This is a genomic window from Limnohabitans sp. INBF003 (genome assembly GCF_055396645.1).
Genome location: NZ_AP029222.1, coordinates 1,027,128 through 1,053,851 on the forward strand (window position 1 = coordinate 1,027,128; position 26,724 = coordinate 1,053,851).

Below are 26,724 nucleotides of genomic sequence, written 5' to 3' on the forward strand. Positions count from 1 at the left end.
CACCGTATAAGGGCAGCCAACAATGTGCACTTGAGCGGACTTCAATGATTTCACTTCACTCATAACAAGGAGACAAACCATGAGTCAAAAAGTAGCTTACGTCACAGGTGGCATGGGCGGTATCGGTACCGCGATTTGCCAGCGCCTTCACCAAGAGGGCTTCAAGGTCATCGCAGGCTGCGGCCCCACGCGTGACTACAACAAATGGCTGGACGAGCAAAAAGCACTGGGCTTCACTTTCTATGCATCGGTCGGCAACGTCGGTGACTGGGATTCCACGGTTGAAGCTTTCAGCAAAGCCAAAGCCGAGCACGGCAGCATCGATGTGTTGGTCAACAACGCCGGCATCACCAAGGACCGCATGTTCCTGAAGATGACCCGTGAAGACTGGCAAGCCGTCATGAACACCAATCTGGACTCCATGTTCAACGTGACCAAGCAAGTGGTTGCCGACATGGTGGAAAAAGGCTGGGGCCGCATCATCAACATCAGTTCGGTCAACGGTGAAAAAGGCCAGGCAGGGCAAACCAACTACTCGGCTGCCAAAGCCGGTATGCACGGTTTCTCGATGGCTTTGGCTCAAGAGATGGCCACTAAGGGCGTGACCGTGAACACGGTATCGCCCGGCTACATTGGCACCGACATGGTCAACGCCATCCGTCCTGACGTGTTGGAAAAGATCGTGGCCACCGTGCCCGTCAAGCGCTTGGGCAAGCCCAGTGAGATCGCTTCCATCATCGCTTGGATGGCCAGCGAAGACGGCGGCTACACCACGGGCGCTGACTTCGCCGTCAACGGTGGTTTGCACATGGGCTGATGCTTGTTCCTTGCTGAGCTTGGCAACGCCAAGCTGGACAAGACCAGCACGCTGCAGACACAAAAAAACCCGCTTCGGCGGGTTTTTTGTTGTCTGCAGGTCGGCGTTCAGTTCCCGGCTTGCTTGCCCGTCCCCACCATCTGCATGGCCGACGCGATCAGACCCGACACCTCGGTCATGTTGCCCGGCACGATGAGCGTGGTCTTGGCGTCTTGCGCCACTTTGCCGTAAGCCTGCACGGCTTGTTCGGCCACTTTGAGCTGCACCGCCTGCTCACCGCCGGGTTGGCGGATGGCGGCGGCAATGCGCTCGATCGCCTGCGCTGTGGCGTTGGCCATTTCGGTGATGGCGGCGGCGTCGCCTTGCGCCTTGTTGATGGCGGCCTGCTTTTCACCTTCAGAGCGGGCAATGAAAGCCTCGCGCTCGCCCGTGGCGATGTTGATTTGCTCTTGACGGCGGCCTTCGGACGCGGCGATCAGGGCGCGCTTTTCGCGCTCGGCCGTGATTTGCGACTGCATGGCGTGCAGGATTTCGTTGGGCGGTGTCAGGTCCTTGATTTCGTAACGCAGCACCTTCACGCCCCAGTTGAGCGCCGCTTCGTCGATGGCCGCGACCACCTGTGCATTGATGATGTCGCGCTCTTCAAAAGTCTTGTCCAGCTCCAGCTTGCCGATCACGCTGCGCAAACTGGTTTGTGCCAGCTGCGTCACCGCCGTGATGTAGTTCGACGACCCATAGCTGGCCAACTTGGGGTCGGTCACCTGAAAGTACAGGATGCCATCGACCTGCAATTGCGTGTTGTCGCGTGTGATGCAAATCTGGCTGGGCACATCCAGCGGGATTTCTTTCAGGCTGTGTTTCTGGATCACGTTGTCCACAAACGGCACCACAAAGTTCAGGCCCGGTGTGAGGCTGGCGTGGTATTTGCCCAGTCGCTCCACGACCCAGGCGTGCTGCTGGGGCACCACTTTGACGGTTTTGATGACGAACAAGACGGCGATGACCAGAAAAAGAATGGCGATTTCCATGCGAAGACTCCCTTTTTAAAACGATGTTCAGATTTTTTCGAGCACCAGGCGACTGCCCTGGATGGCTTGTATGCGATGAGTGCCGGGTGAGGGTGTGTGACCCAATGGGCAAATGGCCGTCCAGTTGGCTCCCCTGTGTTTGACCTGGGCGGTGCCCTGTGCGTCCCAGGCATCGACCTGTACCGTTTCGCCGATGTCCAAGTGCAGCTCGGTGGGGACTTGTGCCTCGTGGCGCAGGCTTTTTTGCCGCCACAAAACGACCGCCAGACCCCCCACGACGGCCGCTGTCACCAGTTGCGGGGTCAGGCCCGTCCCCATGTGCGCAGCCAGTGCGGCCGCCACCGCGCCGATGGCCAGCATCAGCAAATAAAAGGTGCCGGTCATCAGCTCGGCAGCCACGAGGGCTCCGGTGATCAACCACCAGACGGTTGTGTCGTTCATGCGTTCTTCCTGAAATGGGATGCTCCGATGCTGCATGCTACCTTTTGTTCACGCGTTTGTACGCGTTGACCGCGCCCGGACACGGATAATCAGGACCATGCAATTTCCCGATACTCAACGCTGGCGCCTGTCTGTGGCCCCCATGATGGACTGGTCTGATAGGCATTGCAGGTTTCTGCACCGTCTGCTGACCCACCACACCCTGCTGTACACCGAGATGGTGACCACCGGTGCCTTGCGCCATGGCAGCGTGCAACGGCACCTGCGTTTCAACGCCGAAGAACACCCGGTGGCGCTGCAGTTGGGCGGCAGCGATGCCGCCGACTTGGCCCACGCGGCCAAGCTGGGTCAGGAATGGGGCTACGACGAAATCAACCTCAACTGCGGTTGTCCTTCAGACCGTGTGCAGCGCGGCGCTTTTGGCGCTTGCCTGATGAACGAGCCGCGCACCGTGGCCGATGGCGTCAAGGCCATGCTTGACGTGGTGGACGTTCCGGTGACCGTTAAGCACCGCATTGGCATCGACAAGATCGAAAGTTACGACTTCGTGCGCGACTTTGTGGGCACCGTGAGCGATGCCGGGTGCAAGGTCTTCATCGTCCATGCCCGCAACGCCTGGCTCGATGGCCTGAGCCCGAAAGAAAACCGCGAAATCCCGCCGCTACGCTATGAGTTGGCCTACCAACTCAAAAAGGACTTCCCGGGCTTGGTCATTGCGGTGAACGGCGGCATCAAGACCAACGAAGAGATCGCCAGCCACCTGCAACATGCCGATGGTGTGATGGTCGGGCGCGAGGCGTACTACAACCCTTGGCTGCTGGGCAGCTGGGACGCTCAGTTCTATGGCGATGCCCATGAAGTGCCCAGCCGTGAAGCGGTCGAAGAAGCCATGGTCGCCTACATGGAACGCGCCTTTGCCGAAGACGGCTGCCCTTGGTACGCCATTGCCCGTCACATGCTGGGCCTGTACCACGGCGAGCGCGGCGGGCGTTTGTGGCGTCAGGTCTGGAGCGACCACAAGCTCAAGCCCTTGCCACCGCGTGAAGTCTGGCAACTGGCCCGCGCTGCGCTGGCGCGGGGCGCGGTCATCACGGATTGATTTACTGCGCCGCTTGCAAGCCGTTCATGAAGTGCGCCGACATGCGTTCGGCGGCCACTTCGGGCTGGCGCTCGGTCAAGGCTTGCACGATGGCTTTGTGCTCAGCCAGAGATTGTTCGATGCGGCCTTCCTTGAACAGTGAGCTGTGCCGGTTGAGCTTCATGACTTTGCGCAGGTCAGCCACCATCTGGTCGCGCCAGCGGTTGTCGGCCAACTCCAGCAACAGCATGTGGAAGGCCTCATTGATTTCGAAGAAACGGTCCCGGTCATGGGTGGCTTTTTCAAGATCTTGCTGCAAGCTAATGATCCGTGCCATTTGCTCGGCGCTGGCGCTTTGGGCCACCACACGGGCTGCGTCGGATTCCAGCAAAGCCAGCAGGTGGTACACATCGCGCAGGTCTTTTTCGCTGACTTCGGTCACATAAGCCCCTCGGCGCACCTTCATGGTCACCAGGCCTTCGGCGGCCAGCACTTTCAGGGCTTCGCGCAAGGGGGTGCGGCTGATGCCCAGGGCTTCTGAGATGCGCAACTCGTCAATCCAGCTGCCTGGCTCCAGTTCCCGCGCGAAAATCCGCTGCCGCAAGAGTTCGGCAACTTCTTCGTACAGGGCGCGAGGGGCAAGGGACAAGGCGGACATGGCTTGATGGGGCAGGGCGTGAATCAGCGGTTGTTTGGGCGTTTCAGATGCTGAATTGTAAGCGGGTTAAAATATTCTGCATCAATAATTATGAATCACGGTGCTTGTAAGCGGGTATGCAGCCATGGGCTGCCAAAATCAGCGCAAGCAAATTTTTGTCTCGAAAGTGGTGAGCCATGTCGTCGAAATCCTTTGAATTCAATGCGTCCAATCTGGAAGCCTGGCAAAAAGCAGCCATCAAGTCGGCCCCCGGTGGCGATGTGTCGGCGCTGAACTGGAAGACGCCCGACGGCATCATCGTCAAGCCGCTTTACACCGCCGAAGACACGGCCAACCTGCCTTACGCCAACACGCTGCCGGGTTTTGAGCCTTTCCTGCGCGGCCCGCAGGCCACCATGTACGCGGTGCGCCCCTGGACGATTCGCCAGTACGCCGGTTTTTCCACCGCAGAAGAGTCCAACGCGTTTTACCGCAAGGCTTTGGCCGCAGGCGGTCAAGGCGTGTCGGTCGCGTTCGACCTGGCCACGCACCGGGGTTACGACTCGGACCATCCCCGTGTCGAGGGCGATGTGGGCAAGGCCGGGGTCGCGATTGACTCGGTCGAAGACATGAAGATCCTGTTCAACGAGATCCCGCTCGACAAAGTGTCGGTCTCGATGACCATGAACGGCGCGGTGCTGCCGGTGCTGGCCGGTTACGTGGTGGCCGCTGAAGAGCAGGGCGTGAGCCAGGACAAACTCTCCGGAACAATTCAGAACGACATTCTGAAAGAGTTCATGGTGCGCAACACCTACATCTACCCGCCTGAGCCGTCGATGAAGATCATCGGCGACATCATCGAGTACACGGCCAAGAACATGCCCAAGTTCAACTCGATCTCGATCTCGGGCTACCACATGCAAGAAGCCGGGGCCAACCAGGCGCTGGAGATGGCGTTTACGCTCGCCGACGGCAAGGAATACGTGAAGACCGCGATTGCCAAGGGCATGGACGTGGACGATTTCGCAGGTCGACTGTCCTTCTTCTGGGCGGTGGGCATGAACTTCTACCTGGAAATCGCCAAGATGCGCGCCGCGCGCCTGCTGTGGTGCCGCATCATGAAAGGCTTTGACGCCAAGAACCCCAAGAGCCTCATGCTGCGCACGCACAGCCAGACCTCGGGCTGGTCGCTCACCGAGCAAGACCCCTACAACAACGTGGTGCGCACGACGATTGAGGCGATGGCGGCCGTGTTTGGCGGCACCCAGTCGCTGCACACCAACTCGCTGGACGAAGCGATTGCATTGCCTACTGAGTTCAGTTCGCGCATTGCCCGCAACACGCAGCTGATCATTCAGGAAGAAACCCACATCACCAATGTGATCGACCCCTGGGCTGGTTCGTACATGATGGAGAGCCTGACGCAAGAAATGGCCGACAAGGCCTGGGCCATCATCGAAGAAGTCGAAGCCATGGGCGGCATGACCAAAGCCGTGGACAGCGGCTGGGCCAAGCTCAAAATCGAAGCCGCCGCCGCTGAAAAGCAGGCCCGCATCGATTCCGGTAAAGACGTGATTGTCGGCGTCAACAAGTACAAGCTGGCCAAAGAAGATGCCATGGACAGCCTGTCGATCGACAACGTCAAAGTGCGCGATGGCCAGATCGAACGCCTCAAGCACATTCGCGCCACGCGTGACAGCGCCAAGGTGCAGGCCGCATTGGCTGCACTGACCGCTTCGGCCGAATCCGGCCAGGGCAACTTGCTGGAATTGACCATTCAAGCCATGCGCCTGCGGGCCACGGTGGGTGAAGTTTCCGACGCGCTGGAATCCGTTTACGGACGCCACCGCGCCGACACACAAAAGGTGACCGGTGTGTACGCTGCCGCTTACGACTCGGCCGAAGGCTGGGAACAACTGCAAAAAGAAATCGCCGCATTCGCTGACCAGTACGGCCGTCGCCCCCGCGTGATGATTGCCAAGCTGGGCCAGGACGGCCATGATCGCGGTGCCAAAGTGGTGGCCACCGCCTACGCTGACCTGGGCTTTGACGTGGACATGGGCCCGCTGTTCCAGACGCCCGAAGAATGCGCCCGCCAGGCGATTGAAAACGATGTGCATGCCGTGGGCGTCTCCACCTTGGCGGCAGGGCACAAGACCTTGGTGCCCGCCATCATTGCCGAGCTGAAAAAGCAGGGCGCGGACGACATCATCGTGTTCGTGGGCGGTGTGATCCCGCGCCAGGACTACGAGATGCTGTACGACGCAGGCGTCAAGGGCATCTACGGCCCCGGCACCCCGATCCCCGCCAGCGCCAAGGATGTGCTGGAGCAGATCAAAAAGGCTGTGGCCTGATCGCCCGCGAGGGTGGCTTGGCTGAGCGGGATCGCGTGCAATGACGCCTGAGCAATTGCTCCAGGGACTGCTGCAGGGCAACGCGCCCGTGCAGCGCCGCGCCATGGCCAAAGCCATCACGCTGCTCGAATCGACGCGTGCGGACCACCGTGTGCTGGCCGACGAGTTGCTCACCGCCATTCTGCCGCACACCGGCAACAGCTTTCGCTTAGGCATTAGCGGCGTGCCGGGCGTGGGCAAATCCACCTTCATCGAGGCGCTGGGCCTGTACCTGATTGCTCAGGGCCATCGCGTGGCGGTGCTCACCATCGACCCGTCCAGCACGGTGTCGGGCGGCTCCATCCTGGGTGACAAAACGCGCATGGAACATTTGAGCGTGCACCCACAGGCCTACATCCGCCCCAGCCCCAGCAGCGGTACGCTGGGCGGTGTGGCCGAGAAAACCCGCGAGTCCATGCTGGTGTGCGAAGCCGCAGGCTACGACGTGGTGATCGTCGAGACCGTGGGCGTGGGCCAGAGCGAGACCGCCGTGGCCAACATGAGCGACATGTTTGTGCTCTTGCAGCTGCCCAACGCAGGCGACGATCTGCAGGCCATCAAAAAAGGCGTGATGGAAATCGCTGACTTGGTGGTCATCAACAAGGCCGACATCGACGCCCTGGCCGCCACCCGGGCCCAGTTGCAGATCACCAGCGCGTTGCAGCTTTTGGGTATGCACGCCTCGTCGGGCCACATGCACGGCGACGACAGCGTGTGGCACCCCAAGGTGGTGCAAATCAGTGCTTTGTTGAACCAAGGCGTGGACAGCTTCTGGGCCGCCGTGAGCGAGTTCAAGGCCATTCAACTGAAGAACGGCCGCTTGGCCATGCGCCGCCAGCAGCAGGCTTTGTCGTGGATGTGGGAGCGCATCGACGCAGGGCTTAAACAAAATTTTCGGGCGCAGCCGCGTGTGCAAACGCTGCTGCCCCAACTCAGCCAACAAGTCGCAGCGGGCCAACTGGCCGCCTCGACGGCTGCCCGTCAACTGCTCAGCGCTTACCAAGCGCAGGGTTAATTTGAAATCTTCCTGGAGAAAAGAGAGCCACCATGCAAGACATCATTGAACAACTGGAAAAAAAGCGCGCTGCGGCCCGCTTGGGCGGCGGGCAAAAGCGCATTGATGCGCAGCACGCCAAAGGCAAACTCACGGCCCGTGAGCGCCTCGAAGTCTTGCTCGACGAAGGCACCTTCGAAGAGTGGGACATGTTCGTTGAGCACCGTTGCACCGACTTCGGCATGCAGGACAACAAGATCCCCGGCGACGGCGTGGTCACCGGCTACGGCATGATCAACGGCCGTCTGGTGTTCGTGTTCAGCCAGGACTTCACCGTGTATGGCGGTGCCCTGTCTGAAACACACGCCGAGAAGATCTGCAAAATCATGGACCAAGCCATGAAAGTCGGCGCTCCGGTGATCGGCTTGAACGATTCGGGCGGTGCGCGCATTCAAGAAGGTGTTGCTTCTTTGGGTGGTTATGCCGACGTGTTCCAGCGCAACGTGATGGCCAGCGGTGTGGTGCCCCAGATCAGCATGATCATGGGCCCATCGGCCGGTGGCGCGGTGTATTCGCCAGCGCTCACCGACTTCATCTTCATGGTCAAGGACACGTCCTACATGTTTGTGACCGGCCCCGAAGTGGTCAAGACCGTGACCCACGAAGAAGTGACGGCCGAAGAGCTGGGTGGCGCCCTGACCCACACCACCAAGAGCGGTGTGGCCGACATGGCGTTTGAAAACGATGTGGAAGCGCTGCTGATGCTGCGCCGTCTGTACAACTACTTGCCGCTGAACAACCGCGAAAAGGCGCCCGTGCGCGCCAGCGGCGACCCCTCCGGCCGCCTGGATATGAGCCTAGACACCCTGGTGCCCGAGAACCCCAACAAAGCGTATGACATGAAGGAACTCATCGTCAAAACCGTGGACGATGGTGACTTCTTCGAGCTGCAACCCGACTACGCCAAAAACATCCTGATCGGCTTTGCCCGCATGGAAGGCCAGACCGTGGGCATCGTGGCCAACCAGCCTTTGGTGCTGGCCGGTTGCTTGGACATCAAGAGCTCCATCAAGGCTGCCCGCTTTGTGCGCTTCTGCGATGCGTTCAACATCCCCGTTGTCACGTTCGTCGACGTGCCCGGCTTCATGCCCGGTACTTCGCAAGAGTACGGCGGCATCATCAAGCACGGTGCCAAGCTGCTGTACGCGTACGCCGAGTGCACGGTGCCGAAAATCACCGTCATCACCCGCAAAGCCTACGGCGGTGCGTACGACGTGATGGCCTCCAAACACTTGCGTGGCGACGTGAACTTTGCCTGGCCCAACGCCGAAATCGCGGTGATGGGTGCCAAGGGCGCGGTGGAAATCATCTTCCGCGAAGACAAAGGCGACCCCGAAAAACTGGCCGCCAAAGAAGCCGAATACAAAGCCCGTTTTGCCAACCCCTTTGTGGCAGGTGCACGCGGCTTCATCGACGACGTGATCCAGCCGCACGAAACCCGCAAGCGCATCTGCCGCTCGCTGGTCATGCTCAAAGACAAGAAGATTGAAAACCCATGGCGCAAGCACGGGAACGTTCCACTGTGATTGCCAAGGAGAAGAACAAGATGTTTACCAAAATCCTGATTGCCAACCGTGGCGAAATCGCCTGCCGTGTCATCGCCACCGCCCAAAAGATGGGCATCAAAACGGTCGCCGTTTATTCGGAAGCCGACAAGGAAGCCCGCCATGTGATGCTGGCCGACGAGGCCGTGTTGATTGGCCCAGCCGCTTCACGCGAGTCGTATCTGGTCGCCGACAAGATCATCGCCGCCGCCAAAGCCACAGGCGCACAAGCCATTCACCCCGGCTACGGCTTCTTGAGCGAGAACGCCGAGTTCTCCAAGCGCTGCGAAGACGAGGGCATTGCCTTCATCGGCCCACGCCACTTCTCGATTGCCGCCATGGGCGACAAGATTGAGTCGAAAAAATTGGCGGGCGCTGCGGGCGTGAACTGCATTCCCGGTGTGAACGACGCGATTGAAACCGCCGAGAAAGCCGTCGAGATTGCCAAAGGCATCGGCTACCCGGTCATGATCAAGGCTTCGGCCGGTGGTGGTGGCAAGGGCCTGCGCGTGGCCTTCAACGACAAGGAAGCCTTTGAGGGCTTCACCTCGTGCCGCAACGAAGCGCGCAACAGCTTTGGCGATGACCGCGTGTTCATCGAGAAGTTTGTCGAAGAGCCTCGCCACATCGAAATCCAGGTGCTGGGCGACAGCCACGGCAACGTGGTGTACCTGAACGAGCGCGAGTGCTCGATCCAGCGCCGGCACCAAAAAGTGATCGAAGAGGCGCCATCGCCTTTCATCAGCGAAGCCACACGCAAAGCCATGGGCGAGCAGGCGGTGCAATTGGCCAAGGCCGTGAAATACCAGAGCGCTGGCACGGTGGAGTTTGTGGTCGGCAAAGACCAAAGCTTTTACTTCCTGGAGATGAACACCCGTTTGCAAGTGGAGCATCCGGTCACCGAAGCCATCACGGGGCTTGATCTGGTGGAGCAGATGATCCGTGTCGCTGCCGGTGAAAAGCTGGCTTTCACACAAGCGGACGTGAAGCGCGACGGTTGGTCCATCGAGTGCCGCATCAACGCCGAAGACCCGTTCCGCAACTTCCTGCCCTCGACGGGCCGTTTGGTGCGTTTCCAGACGCCCAAGCAAACCATGTTCCAAGGCAACACGGCAGATCTGCATGGCGTGCGTGTGGACACTGGCGTGCAAGACGGCGGCGAGATTCCGATGTTCTACGACTCGATGATCGCCAAGCTGATCGTGCACGGCAAGGACCGCAACGACGCGATTGCCAAGATGCGCGAAGCCCTGAACGGTTTTGTGATTCGCGGCATCAGCTCCAACATCCCGTTTCAGGCCGCCTTGCTGGCGCACCCGCGCTTTGTATCGGGCGACTTCAACACCGGCTTCATCGCCGAGCAGTACAGCCAAGGCTTCCGTGCCGAAGACGTGCCGCACGACGACCACGACTTTTTGGCGGCTTTGGCGGCCTTTGTGCGTCGCAAATCGCGCGAGCGTGCAGCGGGTTTGAGCGGCCAGTTGCCAGGCTACGACGTGCAAGTCGGTCAAGACTATGCCGTGGTGGAGTTGGGCAAAGCGGGTGACAACCGCTACGTGCCTGTGCATGTGTCCGAATTTGCGGGCAAGCACGGCGAAGCCCAGATCACGGTGAATGGCAAAACCTACGCCATTGCCAGCAATTCACGCCTGAACGACATCCGTATCGAAGGTACTTGCAACGGCAAGCCTTTCACGGCGCAAATCGAACGCGGCACCTTGAAGAACCCTCTGGCCCTGCAAGTGCAGCACAACGGCACGCGCATTGAGGCGTTGGTGATGTCGCCCCGCATGGCCGAGCTGCACAAGCTCATGCCGTACAAGGCGCCGCCAGACCTGAGCCGCTTTGTGTTGTCACCCATGCCCGGCCTTTTGGTCGAAGTGTCAGTGACGCCTGGCCAAAAAGTCCAAGCAGGCGAACGCGTGGCCGTGATCGAAGCCATGAAGATGGAAAACGTGCTCTTTGCTGCGCAAGATGGCGTGGTCAAGAAAGTGGTCGCAGCCAAGGGCGAGTCGCTCACGGTGGACCAGATGATCGTGGAGTTTGAATAATGAGCGCCGCAGGACCGCTCCAAGGCGCGAAGGCCCCCTCGGGGGGCAGTGAAGCACACGAAGTGGCGAGCGTGGGGGCCAATGTTCAACGCCCGTTCAAAGTGCTGGGCGTCCAGCAGATCGCCATCGGCGGGCCTGACAAGGGTCGCCTGCAAAAACTCTGGGTCGACATGTTCGGCCTGGAAGTGACCGGCACCTTCAAAAGCGAACGCGAGAACGTGGACGAAGACATCTGCGCCATCGGCACCGGCCCGTTCAAGGTCGAGGTTGATTTGATGCAGCCGCTGGACCCCGAGAAAAAGCCCGCCGTGCACACCACGCCGCTCAACCACATCGGCCTGTGGATCGACGATCTGCCGGTTGCCGTGGAGTGGCTCACAGCCCAGGGCGTGCGCTTTGCGCCAGGCGGCATCCGCAAGGGTGCGGCCGGTTTTGACATCACGTTTTTGCACCCCAAGGCGAACGACGAGTTCCCCATTGGCGGCGAGGGCGTGTTGATCGAGTTGGTGCAGGCGCCGGCCGAAGTGGTCAAGGCGTTTGCGGCATTGGCTGCAGCTTCGCATTGAGTTGTTGTCGGGGCCTCGCCCCGACACTGCCACCTCAAAAGCCCGTCAGACGCCCGTTTGACGGGCTTTTGCTTTGGCCAGCGCCGCTTCGATGATGGCGCGTTTGCGGTCCACTTCGGGGGCGTTTTCTGTGCCCTTGGTGTGCGCGGCCAGGTCGGCCAGTTTGTGTTCGGCTTTGGATTGCAACTGCTTTTGGTGCACCTGTTCTTCGCGCACAAAGCGTGTTTGGCGTGCTTCGTAGCGCTGGCGGGCGGTTTGTGCCAGTGCGGGCGACCAGGCGGCCCAACCAGTTTTTTCGCCGGTCACATTCTCCAGCGCAATGCAGTCCACCGGGCACACGGGGATGCACAGCTCGCAACCCGTGCACCAAGGCTCGATCACCGTGTGCATCAGCTTGTTGGCGCCCAGGATGGCGTCGGTTGGGCAGGCCTTGATGCACAGCGTGCAGCCAATGCACCAGGCTTCGTCAATGATGGCCACATGGCGCGGGCCTTCTGAGCCGTGTTCAGGGTTGAGGGGCAGCACGGGCTGGCCCGTCAAAGCGGCCAACCGTTCAATGCCTGCTTGGCCACCGGGCGGGCATTGGTTGATGGGCGCTTGCCCTTCGGCCATGGCGCGCGCATAGCTGGCGCAATCCGGAAAGCCGCAGCGCGTGCACTGCGTTTGGGGCAGAGCATCGTTGAGCCATAGAAAAAGCGCCTGGGTCTCAGGCGCTGTGGAGGGCGAAGCGGGCATGTGCCTCAGGCTTTTTTCTTCGCGTCAACCCAAGTGGTTTTCACCGCTGTGTTGGTTTTGCCTGCCGCAGCAGATTTGCTGGGTGCTTTGGCGGCCACTTTGGCTGCTGGCTTGGCGACGGCTTTGAGTGCCACTTTGGCGGGCGTTTTCACCGCAGGCTTGGTCGCGGTCTTGACGGCTGCAGGCACTGCCTTGGGGGCAGTTGCGGCCGTTTTGCCCGCCGATTTGGTGTGGCTCAGGATGAACTTGACCACTTGCGGGTAAACCACTGAGCGCCAGCGGCTGCCGCTGAAAATGCCGTAGTGGCCTGCGCCGGGCACTTCGAGGTGCAGACGGTCGCTGGCGTTCACGCCAGTGCACATGTCCTGCGCGGCGCGGGTTTGGCCCGAGCCGGAGATGTCGTCGAGTTCACCTTCCACGGTCATCAGGGCCGTGCCCTTGATGTCTTGCGGGCGCACGCGTTCGACCTTGCCATCGACGCCCTTGACGTCCCAGGTGCCGTTGACCAGTTTGAAGTCCTGGAACACGGTCTGGATGGTTTCCAGGTAGTAATCGGCATCCATGTCGAGGACGGCGTTGTACTCGTCGTAGAACTTGCGGTGGGCTTCGGCGCTGGCGTCGTCACCCTTGATCAGGTCCTTGAAGTAGTCGTAATGGCTGGTGGCGTGGCGGTCGGGGTTCATGGCCACAAAGCCGGTGTATTGCAAAAAGCCTGGGTACACGCGGCGACCGGCACCAGGGAAGTTGGCCGGGACACGGTAGATCACGTTGTTCTCGAACCACTCAAAGCTCTTGTTGGTGGCCAGGTTGTTCACCGAGGTGGGTGATTTGCGCGCATCAATCGGGCCGCCCATCATGGTCATGGTCAGCGGGGTCTTCTCGCCACGGCTGGCCATCAGCGACACAGCCGCCAAGACCGGCACGGTCGGCTGGCAAACGCTCACCACATGGCAGTTGCCATAAATGGATTGCAGGTGGCGGATGAATTCCTGCACATAGTTGATGTAGTCGTCCAGGTGGAATTCACCTTCGGACATGGGCACCAGACGGGCGTTTTTCCAATCCGTGATGTAGACCTTGTGGTCTTGCAGCATGGTCTTGACGGTGTCACGCAACAAGGTGGCGTAGTGGCCCGACAGAGGTGCCACGATCAGCACGGCAGGTTGGCTTTTCAGCAGTGTCAAGGTCGCAGGATCGTCCGAAAAACGCTTGAAGCGGCGCAGTTCACAAAAAGACTTGTCAATCTCAATGCGCTCGTGAATGGCGACATCGGTCTTGTTGACCTTGACCGTCTTGATGCCGAACTCTGGCTTTTCGTAGTCTTTGCCCAGGCGGTGCATCAGGGCATAGCCTGCAGACGTCCGTTGGGCCAGAGGCGTTTGAGACATCGGATTCAGTGGGTTGCTGTAGAGCTTGGCTGCTGCCTGCGCCAGATCGGAAAAGGGTTCCATGATCGAGCGTTGTGTTTCGAAGATCTGGTAAAGCATGTGACAGTTTCCCTGGGGGTGCAACAAATGGTGCGGTGCAGCAATACTACAGGACGCTGGGGTGTATTTTTGGAGTAAGGACCCTAATCGGCAGTCACTTTCCGGACCGCCCAAAAAGAAACCGCCCCGTCTGGGGCGGTTGCAAGCCGGTTGTCAGAATTGATGGATGTCAATTCACATGACTTTGGCAATGGCCTGGCAGACGTAGTCGATGTTTTTGCTGTTCAGCGCGGCCACGCACATGCGGCCGGTGTCGGTGCCGTACACGCCAAATTCATTGCGCAGACGCACCATCTGGTCTTTGGTCAGGCCCGAGTAGCTGAACATGCCGATCTGGCTGGTGATGAAGCTCATGTCCTGCTTCACGCCAGCGGCTTTGAGGCTGTCCACCAGCTTTTGGCGCATGGCCTTGATGCGCACGCGCATTTCGGCAAGTTCCTGCTCCCATTGGGCACGCAGTTCTGGGTTGTTCAACACGGCCGCCACCACTGCACCGCCGTGGATGGGCGGGTTGGAGTAGTTGGTGCGGATCGCGATCTTGAGCTGGCTCAGCACGCGCGAAGCTTCTTCTTTGTCAGAAGCCACCACCGACAGGGCACCCACACGCTCGCCGTAGAGGCTGAAGCTCTTGGAGAAGGATGTGGACACGAAGATGTTCAGGCCTGCGGCCACGAACTTGCCGATCACGGCGCCGTCTTCGGCAATGCCGTGGCCAAAGCCTTGGTAAGCCATGTCGAGGAATGCGGTCAGGCCCTTGGCCTTGACCACGGCAATGACCTGATCCCACTGGGCGTCGGTGATGTCGTAGCCTGTGGGGTTGTGGCAGCAAGCGTGCAGCACGACGATGGTGCCGGGGGCTGCGGCATTCAGGCTGGCCAGCATGCCCTCAAAGTTCACACCGCGTTTAACAGCATCGTAATAGGCGTAAGTGTCGACTTCAAAACCCGCGTTCACGAAGATGGCGCGGTGGTTTTCCCAGCTGGGGTCAGAAATCAGCACTTTGGCGTTGGGGCTGACCTTTTTCAGGAAGTCGGCACCAATTTTCAGTCCGCCCGTGCCGCCAATGGCTTGCACGGTAGACACACGGCCGGACTTCACCACATCGGAGTCGGCGCCAAACACCAGTGCTTTGACCGCGTTGTCATAGGCCACAATGCCGTCGATCGGCAGGTAGCCACGCGCTGTGGGGGCGGCCATCATGGCTTTTTCAGCGGCTTGCACGCACTGCAGCAGGGGCAGTTTGCCGTTGTCGTCGAAGTACACGCCCACGCCCAGGTTCACCTTGTTGGGGTTGGTGTCGGCGTTGAATTGTTCGTTCAGACCCAGGATCGGGTCGCGGGGGGCCATTTCGACGGCGGAAAACAGAGACATGAAAAGTCCTTGGATTGTTCAGTGGTGGCAGGAAACCCGATCCTCGGTTAGGCTTTCGGGTTGTCCCTGATTTTAACGGTCCTGGCCGCCTGGTTTTGCCAGAGGCTGTTTTGCAAAGATGTCCACCTTGTCTGAATCCTCCGTTGTTGAAGTTGTGTCTGATGCGGACAAATATGCCGCCGGGAAGTTCGTCAGCTACCCCGGCTCGCCTTTCGAGCTGTTCCAGCCTTACCCGCCCGCAGGCGACCAGCCCGTGGCCATTGAGCAGTTGGTCGAAGGCGTGCACGACGGCGAAGTGTTCCAGACCCTGCTGGGTGTGACGGGTTCGGGCAAGACCTTCACCATGGCCAACGTGATTGCCCAGCTGGGGCGTCCGGCCATTGTGTTTGCGCCCAACAAGACGCTGGCGGCGCAGCTGTACAGCGAGTTTCGCGAGTTCTTCCCCAAGAATGCGGTGGAGTACTTCGTCAGTTATTACGACTATTACCAGCCTGAGGCCTATGTGCCGCAGCGCGATTTGTTCATCGAAAAAGACAGCGCCATCAACGAGCACATCGAACAGATGCGCCTGTCTTGCACCAAAAGCATCATGGAGCGGCGCGATGTGGTGATCGTGGCCACGGTGTCGGCCATCTACGGCATTGGCGAGCCCGAGAGCTACCACCGCATGATCATGACGCTGCGCACGGGCGACAAGCTGGGCCAGCGCGATGTGATTGCGCAGCTGATCCGCATGCAGTACCAGCGCAACGACATGGAGTTCTCTCGCGGCAAGTTCCGGGTGCGGGGCGACACGATCGACGTGTTCCCGGCAGAACACTCCGAGCTGGCGATTCGCATCGAGCTGTTTGACGACGAGATTGAAAGCCTGCAACTGTTTGACCCGCTGACGGGCCGCATTCGCCAGAAGATCCCGCGCTTCACGGTTTACCCCTCCAGCCATTACGTCACACCCCGTGACAAGGTGTTGGCGGCGGTGGAGACCATCAAGGTGGAGCTGGCCCAGCGCCTCAAAGAATTGGTCGGCATGGGCAAATTGGTCGAGGCCCAGCGCCTGGAGCAGCGCACCCGGTTTGATCTGGAGATGCTGTCCGAAGTGGGGCACTGCAAGGGCATTGAAAACTACACCCGGCATTTGTCGGGTGCGGCCCCTGGCGACCCGCCCAGCACATTGACCGATTACATGCCGCCTGATGCGATCATGTTCCTGGACGAGAGCCACCAGATGATCGGCCAGCTCAATGCCATGTACAACGGCGACAAGGCCCGCAAAACCACGCTGGTGGAATACGGCTTTCGGCTGCCCAGTGCGCTGGACAACCGGCCGCTTAAGTTTGAAGAATTTGAAAAGCGCATGCGCCAGTGCATCTTTGTGTCGGCCACCCCGGCTGACTACGAAAAGACGCACGCGGGCAAAGTGGTCGAGCAGGTGGTGCGCCCCACCGGCTTGGTCGATCCCCAGGTCGAAGTGCGTCCCGCCACCCACCAGGTGGACGACGTGCTGCAGGAAATCCGCATCCGGGTCGAAAAGAATGAGCGTGTGCTCATCACCACCTTGACCAAGCGCATGGCCGAGCAGTTGACCGATTACATGAGCGACAACGGCGTCAAGGTGCGCTACCTGCACAGCGATGTGGACACGGTAGAGCGGGTCGAGATCTTGCGGGATCTGCGCTTGGGTGCCTTCGATGTGCTGGTGGGCATCAACTTGCTGCGCGAGGGCCTGGACATTCCCGAGGTGTCGCTGGTCGCCATTTTGGATGCCGACAAGGAAGGCTTCTTGCGGGCCGAACGCAGCCTGATCCAGACCATTGGCCGGGCGGCGCGCAATCTGAACGGCCGGGCGATTTTGTACGCCGACCGCATCACTGAGTCGATGAAAAAGGCCATGGGCGAAACTGAGCGGCGGCGCATCAAGCAGCTCGCGCACAACGAGGCCATGGGCATCACGCCCAAGAGCATCGTCAAAAAGGTCAAGGACCTGATCGACGGCGTGTACAGCGAAAAGTCGGGCAAAGAAGCCGAACGCCTGGAGCAGGCGGCCATGCAAAAGGCCAAGGTCGAGGACATGAGCGAGAAAGACATCGCTCGGGCCATCAAGCAGCTCGAAAAGCAGATGATGGAACACGCCCGCAACCTGGAGTTCGAAAAAGCCGCGCAGGTGCGCGACCAGCTGACCATTTTGAAAGAGCAGGCGTTTGGGGCCACAGGCGGCGACAACATCGTGCCCTTGATCCGGGCTTGAGAAGCGCGTGAATAACCCTTTAACCCGAGTGATTTAATCGGGATTGCGTTATACTTGACTCGTTTAGTCGGGAACCTGCACACGCAGGGCAAAGACCGAGCTTCCACCCACTTCAGGAGCCTGCCATGCGTCTCACCACCAAAGGCCGTTTTGCCGTCACCGCCATGATCGATCTGGCACTGCGTCAGGACGCCGGCCCCGTGACTTTGGCCGCCATCAGCCAGCGCCAACAGATTTCGCTGTCCTATCTGGAGCAGCTGTTTGGCAAGCTGCGCCGCCACAACCTGGTCGAATCCACCCGTGGCCCTGGCGGCGGTTACACCTTGGGCCGCAAATCGACAGACATCACGGTCGCAGACATCATTTTGTCGGTGGACGAACCCATCGACGCCACCCATTGCGGCGGCAAGGAAAACTGCCATGGCGGCGATGGCCGCTGCATGACGCATGACCTCTGGGCCTCGCTCAACGCCAAAATGGTCGAATTCCTCGATTCCGTGTCCCTGCAAAAGCTGGTGGACGACCAACTGGCCAAAGGCCTGGTGGTGGAATCCAAACCCAACATCAAACGCGCCATTTCGCCCATGCCGGTCGTCAAGCCGATCCGCGTGAACGCGCCCAATTCGGTTTTTGACCTGGGCAATATGTTTGCCAAATCCTGATTTAAAAAGAAGTACTGACCATGACCACGCCACACTTCCCCATTTACCTTGACTACGGTGCCACCAACCCCTGCGATCCTCGCGTGGTGGACGCCATCATTCCCTGGCTGCGCGAGCACTTTGGCAACCCCGCATCGCGCAGCCACGCTTGGGGCTGGGAGGCCGAAGCCGCCGTTGAAAAAGCCCGCGAATACGTGGCCGAATTGATCGGTGCCGACCCCCGCGAAATCGTCTGGACCAGCGGTGCCACCGAGTCCAACAACCTGGCCATCAAGGGCGCAGCGCATTTCTACAAATCGCGCGGCAAGCACCTGATCACCGTCAAGACCGAGCACAAGGCGGTGCTCGACACCATGCGCGAGCTGGAGCGTCAGGGCTTTGAAGTCACATACCTTGACGTGCAGGCCGATGGCTTGCTGAACATGGATGCCCTGAAAGCCGCCATTCGCCCCGACACCATCCTGATCAGCGTGATGTTCGTGAACAACGAAATCGGCGTGATTCAGGACGTGACCGCGATTGGCAACCTGTGCCGCGAAAAAGGCATCGTCTTCCACGTGGACGCCGCGCAAGCCACGGGCAAGGTCGAGATCGACATGACCCAGCTGCCCATCGACCTGATGAGCCTGGCCTCGCACAAAACCTATGGCCCCAAAGGCATTGGCGCTTTGTATGTGCGCCGCAAGCCCCGCATTCGCCTGGAAGCGCAAATGCACGGCGGCGGTCACGAGCGCGGCATGCGCTCGGGCACGTTGCCCACGCACCAGTGCGTTGGCATGGGCGAGGCGTTTCGCATCGCCAAGCTCGAAATGGCGCAAGACAACGCCAAGGCCCGTGCCCTGCACGACCGCCTGATCAATGGCCTGAGCGACATGGAGCAGGTTTTTTTGAACGGCCACGCCACCCAGCGCGTGCCGCACAACATCAACATGAGCTTCAACTTCGTCGAAGGCGAATCGCTGATCATGGGCATCAAGGGCCTGGCGGTGTCGTCCGGCTCGGCCTGTACCTCGGCCAGCCTGGAGCCCAGCTATGTGCTGCGCGCGCTTGGCCGCAGCGACGAGCTGGCCCACAGCAGCCTGCGCATGACGATTGGCCGCTGGACCACCGAAGAAGACATCGACTACGCGATCAAGACCATCCGTGAGAACGTGGCCAAGCTGCGCGAACTCAGCCCCCTGTGGGAAATGCACAAAGACGGCATCGACCTCAGCACCATCCAATGGGCGGCGCACTGATTGGGCTTAGCGGCATAAATTTAGGAGAATTGAAATGGCTTATTCTGAAAAAGTGGTTGACCACTACGAAAATCCCCGCAACGTGGGCTCCTTTGACAAAGGCGACGACAGCGTGGGTACCGGCATGGTCGGCGCACCGGCTTGCGGCGACGTGATGAAGTTGCAGATCAAGGTCAACCCGACAACCGGCGTGATCGAAGACGCACGCTTCAAGACCTACGGCTGCGGCTCGGCCATCGCGTCCAGCTCGCTCGTGACCGAATGGGTCAAGGGCAAAACACTCGACGAAGCAGCGGCCTTGAAAAACAGCCAGATCGCCGAAGAGCTGGCCCTGCCGCCCGTGAAAATCCACTGCTCCATCCTGGCCGAAGACGCCATCAAGGCGGCTGTGGACGACTACAAAAAGAAACACCTGAACTGACATGGCCATCTCACTGTCTGCTGCCGCAGCTCGGCATGTGACCCGCTACTTGGCCAAACGCGGCTCGGGTGTCGGTGTGCGCCTGGGCGTCAAGACCACGGGATGTTCCGGTCTGGCATACAAGTTGGAATATGTGGACGAGATCGCCCCGGAAGACGTGGTCTTTGAAGGCCACGGCGTGAAGGTGCTGGTGGACCCCAAAAGCCTTGCCTACATCGACGGCACCGAACTCGATTTCGTGCGCGAAGGCCTGAACGAGGGTTTCCGCTTCAACAACCCCAACGAGCGTGACCGCTGCGGTTGCGGTGAATCGTTCCGCGTGTGAGTTTTGACGCGTGATTTCGCTTCAGGCCAACGACTTCGAGCTGTTTGATGTGCCCGTGCAGTACGCACAGGACCGCGCACAGCTCGACGCCCGCTGGAAAGCCCTGCAACGCGAAGCCCACCCCGACCGCTTTGCCGCCGAAGGTGCTGCAGCCCAGCGCGTGGCCATGCAGTGGTCGGTGCGCATCAACGAGGCTTACCAGCGCCTGAAAGACCCGCTCAAACGGGCTGCCTATTTGTGCGAGCTGCAAGGCGCGCCCGTGCAGGCCGAGAACAACACGGCCATGCCCGCAGCCTTTCTCATGCAGCAAATGGAATGGCGCGAAGGCCTGGACGACACCGACACGGCCGAGGGCCTGGAAGCGCTGGCAGGCGTTGTGGCCGCCGAGCAGCGCCGTGTGCAGCAAGAGCTGGCCCGTTTGCTGGACGAAGCCAAAGACCCCGCACAGGCCGTGGGGCAGGTGAGGGCGCTGATGTTCATCGAGCGGTTCACCCAGGAGGTGAACGCTAAACTCGACCGATTGACCTGAATTTTCCCGATTGACCATGGCCTTACTGCAGATTTCCGAACCGGGCCAGTCGCCCGACCCCCATCAGCGCCGCATTGCCGTGGGCATCGACCTGGGCACCACGCACTCGCTGGTGGCCTCGGTGCGCAACGGCGTGGCCGAGTGCTTGCCCGATGACGATGGCCGGGTGATCCTGCCCTCGGTCGTGCGCTTCATGCCCGGCCAAGGCCGTCAGATCGGCTTTGACGCGGTGCAAGCCGCCAGCACCGACCCGGTCAACACCATCGCCTCGGTCAAGCGTTTCATGGGGCGAGGCCTGAACGACATCACCGACCGCAGCAAGCTGCCCTATGAATTCATCGCCAGTGAACAAGGCATGCTGTCCATCCAGACGGTCCAAGGCCCCAAGTCACCGGTTGAGGTGAGTGCCGAAATCTTGGCTACCCTGCGTTACCGCGCCGAAGACACCTTCAACGACGATTTGTATGGCGCGGTCATCACCGTGCCCGCCTACTTTGACGACGCACAGCGCCAGGCCACCAAAGACGCAGCTCAACTGGCCGGTCTGAACGTGCTGCGCCTGATCAACGAACCCACTGCCGCCGCCATTGCCTACGGCCTGGACAATGCCAGCGAAGGCGTTTACGCCGTGTTCGACCTGGGCGGCGGCACCTTCGACATTTCCATCCTGCGTTTGACGCAAGGTGTGTTTGAGGTGCTCTCCACCGGTGGCGATTCGGCTTTGGGTGGTGACGATTACGACCAGGCCCTGGCCGACTTCGCTATGGCCCAGCATCCCGGCTTGCAAGCCGTCACGGCCGAAGACAAAACCCTGCTCAAGGCAGCGGCCCGTGCGGCCAAAGAGGCTTTGACGAATGCCGATACGGCCACCTTGAATGTGGCCCTGTCCACCGGCGCTTTGTCGGTGCACCTCAGCCGCGCCGATTTCGAGCAAGCCACCCAGGCCCTCACGGCCCGCTGCATCACCGCCGTGCGCAAAGCCCTGCGCGACGCCCAACTGGCCAAGGATGATGTCCAAGGCGTGGTCATGGTGGGCGGCTCCACCCGTATGCCGCAAATCCAGCAGGCCGTGGCCGACTTTTTTGGACAGGCCCCGCTCAACAACCTCAACCCCGACGAAGTCGTGGCATTGGGCGCGGCCATTCAGGCCAACCAGCTGGCGGGCAACAACGCTGCTGGTGAATTGCTGCTGCTCGATGTGATCCCTCTGTCGCTGGGCATCGAGACCATGGGCGGTTTGGTCGAGCGCATCATCCCGCGCAACCAGACCATTCCCACCGCCATGGCGCAAGACTTCACCACCTACCAGGACGGCCAAACCGCCCTGGCGCTGCATGTGGTGCAGGGCGAGCGCGACTTGGTGCAAGACTGCCGCAGCCTGGCCCGTTTTGAGCTGCGCGGCATCCCGCCCATGGCCGCAGGGGCCGCCCGCATCCGCGTGACCTTCACGGTCGATGCCGACGGTTTACTCAGCGTGGGCGCCAAAGAGCAAATCAGCGGTGTGGAAGCACGCATCGACGTGAAACCCTCTTATGGCCTAAGCGACGAACAAATCGCCACCATGCTGCAAGAAAGTTTCACCACCGCGCAAGCCGACATGAAGGCCCGTGCCTTGGTGGAGGCGAAGGTGGATGCCGACCGCATGCTGCTGGCCACACGCAGCGCCTTGCAAGCTGACGGCCATTTGCTCCAACCCGATGAACGCCGCGCCATTGACGCACTGATGGCCACGCTGCAAGCCTCGGTGCAAACCGAGCAAGATGCCAAGGCACTGGAAGACTGCACCCAGGCGCTGGCCAAGGGCACCGAAGCCTTTGCCGCCGAGCGCATGAACCACAGCATCCAAAAAGCCCTGGCCGGTCAAAACATCCAGACCTTGTAAAAGCCTGATCTGCCCCGAATTCGGAAGACACCTATGCCCGTCATCAAAATCCTGCCCCACCCCGAGTACTGCCCTCAAGGTGCCGAAATCACCGCGCCTGCAGGCACCAGCATTTGCGAGGCACTGCTGGACAACAAAATCAACATCGAACACGCCTGTGACATGAGCGCGGCCTGCACCACCTGCCATGTGGTGGTGCGTGAGGGCTTCAACACGCTCACCGAGATGGAAGAAACCGAGGAAGACCTGCTGGACCGCGCTTGGGGCCTGGAGCCCAACTCGCGCCTGAGCTGCCAGGCCTTTGTGGCCAAGAGCGATTTGGTGATCGAGATCCCGCGCTACACCATCAACCACGCCAAAGAACTGCACTGAGCGAAAGCGAGCAAGCATGCGTCAAATCGTTCTGGACACCGAAACCACGGGCCTGTCGGCCGAAGGCGGCGACCGCATCATCGAGCTGGGCTGTGTCGAGCTGTATGCCCGCAAGCTCACGGGCAACAACCTGCACTTTTATTTCAACCCCGAGCGCGACAGCCACGAAGACGCGCTCAAGGTGCACGGCATCAGCAACGAGTTTTTGCGTGACAAACCGAAGTTTGCCCAGCTGAGCGATGAAATCCTGGACTATCTGAGCGATGCGGAACTGATCATCCACAACGCCGCTTTTGACGTGGGCTTCCTGAACAAGGAACTTGAGCGGGCGGGTAAAAAGCCACTCAAGGCTTACGTCAGCAACGTCATCGACACCTTGGCCATGGCCAAGGAAATGTTCCCCGGCAAGCGCAACAGCCTCGACTCGTTGTGCGATCGTCTGGAGGTCGACAATTCCGGGCGCACCTTGCACGGCGCTTTGCTCGATGCCGAGTTGCTGGCCGACGTTTACATCAACATGACCCGTGGCCAAGAGGCCTTGTTGATTGACGCAGGCGATGCGCCCACCGACACCCAAACTGTGGTGGTGCAGGTGGACTTGAGCACCTATGTGCTGCCTGTATTGCCCGCCAACGCACAAGAGTTGGCGGCCCATGCAGAGGTGTTGGTTCAGCTCGACAAATCCAGCGGCGGGAAAACCATTTGGCGACAAACCGAAGCCGTCTGAGGCCAAGGCAGCAGCTGCGCATGATTTTTTCGTGAAGGGTTCTTGGGTGGGGTATTTTTTATGCCATAATTCAAGTCTTCGCTGCAAAGCGATAGGGCGGTTAGCTCAGGGGTAGAGCACTGCATTCACACTGCAGGGGTCGCAAGTTCGAAACTTGCACTGCCCACCAAAAATACCCAATTAAATCAAGCACTTGGAGTAATCCAAGTGCTTTTTTTATGCCCGTAGAGTAGTACGAAAACGCCGTACTACTTTTTTGCAGCGTACTACGCTAAATCCTTTGCTTATTTGTAGGAATTTCTCTCAAAGCCTCGTACTATGTGGCTTTGGAGGAGTGCATGGCAACTGCTAAGAAGCGAACAGTGGCGAAAACCTCTGCTTTGGACAAGAAGTTTTCACAGAGAACACGAGCCACTGAAAAACACTACATCCCAAACTACCCAACCAAGCTGTTCATCTACAAGCAAGCTGCCAGCAAATATTGGTGGGTGAGGTACTTTGTGAATGGCAACGCTGTGCGCAAGACCACCAAGTCTGAGAGCAAGCGTGAGGCGATTGCTTTTGCCAAATCGTTTTACGACACAGTGACCTATAACCAGCGCCATGGCATCTCAGCAACGCTGAGTGCAACCAGCTTTGCGGCATGCTTGAAGGAAATGCTCAAGGCTGAAAAAGCCAAGCTGGACAGGGGTGAAATCTCCAAGATAACTTTTGACAACAGCGTGTATCGCTATGAAAAGTCCATCACGCCCTTCTTTGGCAAGATGGAAGTCAAAGACATTGACTACATGTGTGTTGATCGTTATCTCAATCAACTCAGCACACTGTCGCTCAGTGCATCCACCATAACGGCCTATCTGGGTTTGACACGCAAGGTCTTGGCCTATGCAGCACGCAGACGACTGATTGCGTCAGTGCCAGAGTTTCCCAGCGTGCGACTCAATGACAAGCCACGTGGATGGTTTACATGGAGTGAGTACATCAAGCTTTGGCATGCTGCTGGTCGCTTGGCTGGCAAAAAGATACAAGTTCGCAAGTACTACGATGACCTGGGCGAAAAGCAAACCCAGTACGTGGATGCCCAATCTGCAGAGTTCAAATTTGGCGAGTTGATGCGAAACGTGGACATGACTGAAGACCTTCGCAGACTGATTGTGTTCATGGTCAACAGCTACATTCGACCTACAGACATCAAGTTCATGCAGCACAAACATGTGGACGTGGTGCGAAATAGAAATGTGTTTTTGAGGTTGCGACTGCCACCAACCAAGGGCCACAGTGACCCAATCACCACCATGCCCAAAGCTGTGGACACCTACAACACGCTGGTGCAGTACCACTTGGCCAATGGCTTTATTGGGCCAGAGCACAGCGAAGACTATGTGTTCCTTCCCCAGTACAAAAAGAACAGGGACTACGCACTCAAACAGCTGCAGCGCCAATGGGAAGTGCTGATGTACGAAACTGGATTGGCAACCAGTCCAGCTGGAGAAGAGCGCACCCTGTACAGCCTACGTCACACGTGCATCATGTGGCGACTGATGCTGGGGGAGGGGGTGAACACCTTGGCCTTGGCTCGCAACGCCAGAACTGGCGTGGACATGATTGACAGGTTTTATGCCAAGCCCTTGAGTGGCGAGATGAACGTGGAAATGCTGCAGTCACGCAGACGAAAACGCAAGATCTTTGATGGCGATGCGGACATCTTCAAGGTCGACAGCAGCGCTACTTAGGTAACGCTGCCATGACTTTCATGCTGCTTTGCGCAAGGGAGCTTGTGGTGGCGTGGCTGCAGTGTTTGCTGATGGCTTGAGACTTTGCGCAACTGCCTTGGCTGCAGCAGCGTCCTTGATGCCATTTGCACCCATCCATCGCAGCAGCACGTCCATGTTCAAGCCATGCTGCTGGCAGCGTTCGTAGAAGCTGCTTTGGTCGCTGCTGCATGCCACATCCAGCATGGTCAAGTACTCGCTCATGGCTTGACTCTCTAGGGCGCTGCTGGGATACATCACGCCCACAATCTCGTGTGTTTTGGTCACATGGTTGTAGCGACAAAGCAAGTGCTGAAACTCCACGTCGCAAGTCTTGGGCAGTGTGTGGCTGACTGCTGACAAGTCCACATTGCCAATTGGTAGCTTTTGGGCAAGTTGACCACGCAGTTGCAGCTGCAGGGTTTTTTCTGCTGCCTTGATCTGCTTGCTGGTCTCTGCACTGTTGACTGCCATGCGCATCTTGTCAATGCCTCCCTTGCTTTGGATAAATGCAACCAAGCCACTTGAGTCAATGCCGTTGGCTATGGCAACTTCCAGCACGCGACTGTAAACGTGTGCTGTTTTGCGACTGGCTCTGGTCACGTATTTGGTCACCAGTGCTGTGGTCTTGGTGTTGGCTTGCGTCTTGATGTTGTGTACTTCGCGCAAGTGTTTGCGCATTTCCTTGATGACTCGCTCTTTAATGTCGCAAGCTTCAAGCTGTTCGTAAACTTTGAAAATATCAGCAAGTATTTGATATAGAGCTGTGTTGCCACGAGTTACGAATTGCTCTACGTATTGAGTATGCTGATCTGCAATTGAATTTGCTTTGGTAATGATTGGGTGTGAAATAGCGATTTGATTGTTTGTGGGTTTCATATTGTTAATTGAATTTTATGATCGTTAATAATGTGCAAATGTGTTGTATTAACACATTTGCACAAGCTATGTTGCTTTACCAAATATCAGCCAAAGCATCTGCACCTTGTTCAGCAATCCACGCAGCTACTTCTTGCGCAATTGCATCAGCAAATTCTTCTGCATATTCTGCAGCTTCTTCAAGCGTTGCAAATTTGTAGCAAACAATATCAAACTGCGTAGCATGCTCTGTTGTGTGTTCCAGCCACAATTCCTCAGTATCGCTAAGGCGTGGATTTACAATGGAGCGATAAAGGCGCTTGCGCAAGCTATTTGCAAAGTTTGTATTAATAGGAGTAATTGGGAAATGCACGAGAGTAACGAGAGATTTTGACATATTAAAGTCCTTTTAAAGTTTAAAAATATCAAAGCAGTTATTCGCTTCGAAGCCTTAATTATAGTGATTTGTGAATATTTTGTAATCCCAAATAGTTAATAATCAAGTCTTTGTA

At 58.8% G+C, this 26,724-nt stretch carries 25 protein-coding genes and 1 tRNA gene; 18 read left to right on the forward strand and 8 right to left on the reverse strand.

Features of this window, described 5'->3' with window-relative positions; genetic code table 11:
- Positions 1-79: 79 nt before the first annotated feature.
- Positions 80-817 carry an acetoacetyl-CoA reductase gene (phbB, locus tag ACZ5VE_RS04970; protein WP_108286555.1) on the forward strand — a complete coding sequence of 246 codons (738 nt, stop codon included), beginning with the start codon at positions 80-82 and terminating at the stop codon, positions 815-817.
- A 107-nt stretch (positions 818-924) separates the two neighbouring features.
- Here the strand turns inward: phbB and ACZ5VE_RS04975 are convergent, their stop codons facing one another.
- Together ACZ5VE_RS04975 and ACZ5VE_RS04980 are read right to left on the reverse strand one after the other, a co-directional pair.
- Complete coding sequence (locus ACZ5VE_RS04975) at positions 925-1,845, reverse strand: SPFH domain-containing protein (protein ID WP_464456936.1); 921 nt, start codon at positions 1,843-1,845, stop codon at positions 925-927.
- Positions 1,846-1,872: 27 nt separating this feature from the next.
- Complete coding sequence (locus tag ACZ5VE_RS04980; protein ID WP_464456937.1) at positions 1,873-2,286, reverse strand: NfeD family protein; 414 nt, start codon at positions 2,284-2,286, stop codon at positions 1,873-1,875.
- A gap of 97 nt (positions 2,287-2,383) precedes the next feature.
- Between ACZ5VE_RS04980 and dusA the strand changes: the two genes are divergently transcribed.
- Positions 2,384-3,385, forward strand: coding sequence for a tRNA dihydrouridine(20/20a) synthase DusA (gene dusA, locus ACZ5VE_RS04985; protein ID WP_464456938.1), 1,002 nt, complete (start codon positions 2,384-2,386; stop codon positions 3,383-3,385).
- Between the two features lies 1 nt (position 3,386).
- Here the strand turns inward: dusA and ACZ5VE_RS04990 are convergent, their stop codons facing one another.
- Entirely contained in the window at positions 3,387-4,022 is a 636-nt protein-coding gene (locus ACZ5VE_RS04990) for a GntR family transcriptional regulator (protein WP_464456939.1), read from the reverse strand.
- Between the two features lie 176 nt (positions 4,023-4,198).
- Here ACZ5VE_RS04990 and scpA point away from each other — a divergent pair, with 176 nt between their 5' ends.
- Genes scpA through ACZ5VE_RS05015 form a run of 5 tightly spaced genes read left to right on the forward strand, consistent with a single transcriptional unit; the run spans position 4,199 to position 11,609 of the window.
- Complete coding sequence (gene scpA / locus ACZ5VE_RS04995; RefSeq protein ID WP_464456940.1) at positions 4,199-6,355, forward strand: methylmalonyl-CoA mutase; 2,157 nt, start codon at positions 4,199-4,201, stop codon at positions 6,353-6,355.
- 40 nt (positions 6,356-6,395) lie between these two features.
- The gene (gene meaB, locus ACZ5VE_RS05000) at positions 6,396-7,409 is read left to right on the forward strand and encodes a methylmalonyl Co-A mutase-associated GTPase MeaB (protein WP_464456941.1); all 1,014 of its coding nucleotides are present in this window, start codon (positions 6,396-6,398) and stop codon (positions 7,407-7,409) included.
- Between the two features lie 32 nt (positions 7,410-7,441).
- Positions 7,442-8,974, forward strand: coding sequence for an acyl-CoA carboxylase subunit beta (locus ACZ5VE_RS05005; protein ID WP_464456942.1), 1,533 nt, complete (start codon positions 7,442-7,444; stop codon positions 8,972-8,974).
- A gap of 20 nt (positions 8,975-8,994) precedes the next feature.
- Positions 8,995-11,043, forward strand: a complete 2,049-nt coding sequence (locus ACZ5VE_RS05010; protein ID WP_464456943.1) for an acetyl-CoA carboxylase biotin carboxylase subunit — start codon at positions 8,995-8,997, stop codon at positions 11,041-11,043.
- On the forward strand, positions 11,043-11,609 hold the full coding sequence (locus ACZ5VE_RS05015) for a VOC family protein (RefSeq protein WP_464456944.1): 567 nt from the start codon (positions 11,043-11,045) through the stop codon (positions 11,607-11,609). Before ACZ5VE_RS05010 ends, ACZ5VE_RS05015 begins: the two co-directional genes overlap by 1 nt.
- 45 nt (positions 11,610-11,654) lie before the next feature.
- On the opposite strand, the gene rsxB is transcribed toward ACZ5VE_RS05015, so the two are convergent.
- The 3 genes from rsxB to ACZ5VE_RS05030 form a co-directional block, all read right to left on the reverse strand.
- Positions 11,655-12,344, reverse strand: a complete 690-nt coding sequence (gene rsxB / locus ACZ5VE_RS05020; RefSeq protein ID WP_464456945.1) for an electron transport complex subunit RsxB — start codon at positions 12,342-12,344, stop codon at positions 11,655-11,657.
- Positions 12,345-12,349: 5 nt separating this feature from the next.
- The gene (locus ACZ5VE_RS05025) at positions 12,350-13,831 is read right to left on the reverse strand and encodes a polyhydroxyalkanoate depolymerase (RefSeq protein ID WP_464456946.1); all 1,482 of its coding nucleotides are present in this window, start codon (positions 13,829-13,831) and stop codon (positions 12,350-12,352) included.
- Positions 13,832-14,005: 174 nt separating this feature from the next.
- On the reverse strand, positions 14,006-15,202 hold the full coding sequence (locus tag ACZ5VE_RS05030; RefSeq protein ID WP_464456947.1) for an amino acid aminotransferase: 1,197 nt from the start codon (positions 15,200-15,202) through the stop codon (positions 14,006-14,008).
- A 127-nt stretch (positions 15,203-15,329) separates the two neighbouring features.
- Here ACZ5VE_RS05030 and uvrB point away from each other — a divergent pair, with 127 nt between their 5' ends.
- The 11 genes from uvrB to ACZ5VE_RS05085 all read left to right on the forward strand — a co-directional run bounded on the left by uvrB (position 15,330) and on the right by ACZ5VE_RS05085 (position 25,336).
- On the forward strand, positions 15,330-17,447 hold the full coding sequence (gene uvrB, locus ACZ5VE_RS05035) for an excinuclease ABC subunit UvrB (RefSeq protein WP_464456948.1): 2,118 nt from the start codon (positions 15,330-15,332) through the stop codon (positions 17,445-17,447).
- A gap of 125 nt (positions 17,448-17,572) precedes the next feature.
- Positions 17,573-18,109 carry a Fe-S cluster assembly transcriptional regulator IscR gene (gene iscR / locus ACZ5VE_RS05040; RefSeq protein ID WP_464456949.1) on the forward strand — a complete coding sequence of 179 codons (537 nt, stop codon included), beginning with the start codon at positions 17,573-17,575 and terminating at the stop codon, positions 18,107-18,109.
- 20 nt (positions 18,110-18,129) lie between these two features.
- On the forward strand, positions 18,130-19,347 hold the full coding sequence (locus ACZ5VE_RS05045; RefSeq protein WP_464456950.1) for an IscS subfamily cysteine desulfurase: 1,218 nt from the start codon (positions 18,130-18,132) through the stop codon (positions 19,345-19,347).
- Between the two features lie 34 nt (positions 19,348-19,381).
- Complete coding sequence (gene iscU, locus ACZ5VE_RS05050; protein ID WP_062405706.1) at positions 19,382-19,768, forward strand: Fe-S cluster assembly scaffold IscU; 387 nt, start codon at positions 19,382-19,384, stop codon at positions 19,766-19,768.
- A gap of 1 nt (position 19,769) precedes the next feature.
- On the forward strand, positions 19,770-20,093 hold the full coding sequence (iscA, locus tag ACZ5VE_RS05055; RefSeq protein ID WP_019425275.1) for an iron-sulfur cluster assembly protein IscA: 324 nt from the start codon (positions 19,770-19,772) through the stop codon (positions 20,091-20,093).
- A 13-nt stretch (positions 20,094-20,106) separates the two neighbouring features.
- Positions 20,107-20,622: a Fe-S protein assembly co-chaperone HscB gene (gene hscB / locus ACZ5VE_RS05060; protein WP_464457441.1), complete on the forward strand. Its 516-nt coding sequence runs from the start codon at positions 20,107-20,109 to the stop codon at positions 20,620-20,622.
- Between the two features lie 16 nt (positions 20,623-20,638).
- A complete protein-coding gene (gene hscA, locus ACZ5VE_RS05065) occupies positions 20,639-22,504 on the forward strand; it encodes a Fe-S protein assembly chaperone HscA (RefSeq protein ID WP_464456951.1) in 1,866 nt (621 codons plus the stop codon).
- 33 nt (positions 22,505-22,537) lie between these two features.
- Positions 22,538-22,876, forward strand: coding sequence for an ISC system 2Fe-2S type ferredoxin (fdx, locus tag ACZ5VE_RS05070; protein ID WP_464456952.1), 339 nt, complete (start codon positions 22,538-22,540; stop codon positions 22,874-22,876).
- Positions 22,877-22,892: 16 nt separating this feature from the next.
- Positions 22,893-23,603 carry a DNA polymerase III subunit epsilon gene (dnaQ, locus tag ACZ5VE_RS05075; RefSeq protein WP_464456953.1) on the forward strand — a complete coding sequence of 237 codons (711 nt, stop codon included), beginning with the start codon at positions 22,893-22,895 and terminating at the stop codon, positions 23,601-23,603.
- Between the two features lie 94 nt (positions 23,604-23,697).
- A tRNA-Val gene (locus ACZ5VE_RS05080) sits at positions 23,698-23,772 on the forward strand.
- 193 nt (positions 23,773-23,965) lie between these two features.
- Complete coding sequence (locus ACZ5VE_RS05085) at positions 23,966-25,336, forward strand: hypothetical protein (protein WP_464456954.1); 1,371 nt, start codon at positions 23,966-23,968, stop codon at positions 25,334-25,336.
- An 18-nt stretch (positions 25,337-25,354) separates the two neighbouring features.
- Here ACZ5VE_RS05085 and ACZ5VE_RS05090 read toward each other — a convergent pair whose 3' ends face one another.
- A complete protein-coding gene (locus ACZ5VE_RS05090) occupies positions 25,355-26,233 on the reverse strand; it encodes a hypothetical protein (protein WP_464456955.1) in 879 nt (292 codons plus the stop codon).
- 76 nt (positions 26,234-26,309) lie between these two features.
- Positions 26,310-26,609 carry a hypothetical protein gene (locus ACZ5VE_RS05095; RefSeq protein ID WP_464456956.1) on the reverse strand — a complete coding sequence of 100 codons (300 nt, stop codon included), beginning with the start codon at positions 26,607-26,609 and terminating at the stop codon, positions 26,310-26,312.
- Positions 26,610-26,724 lie beyond the last annotated feature (115 nt).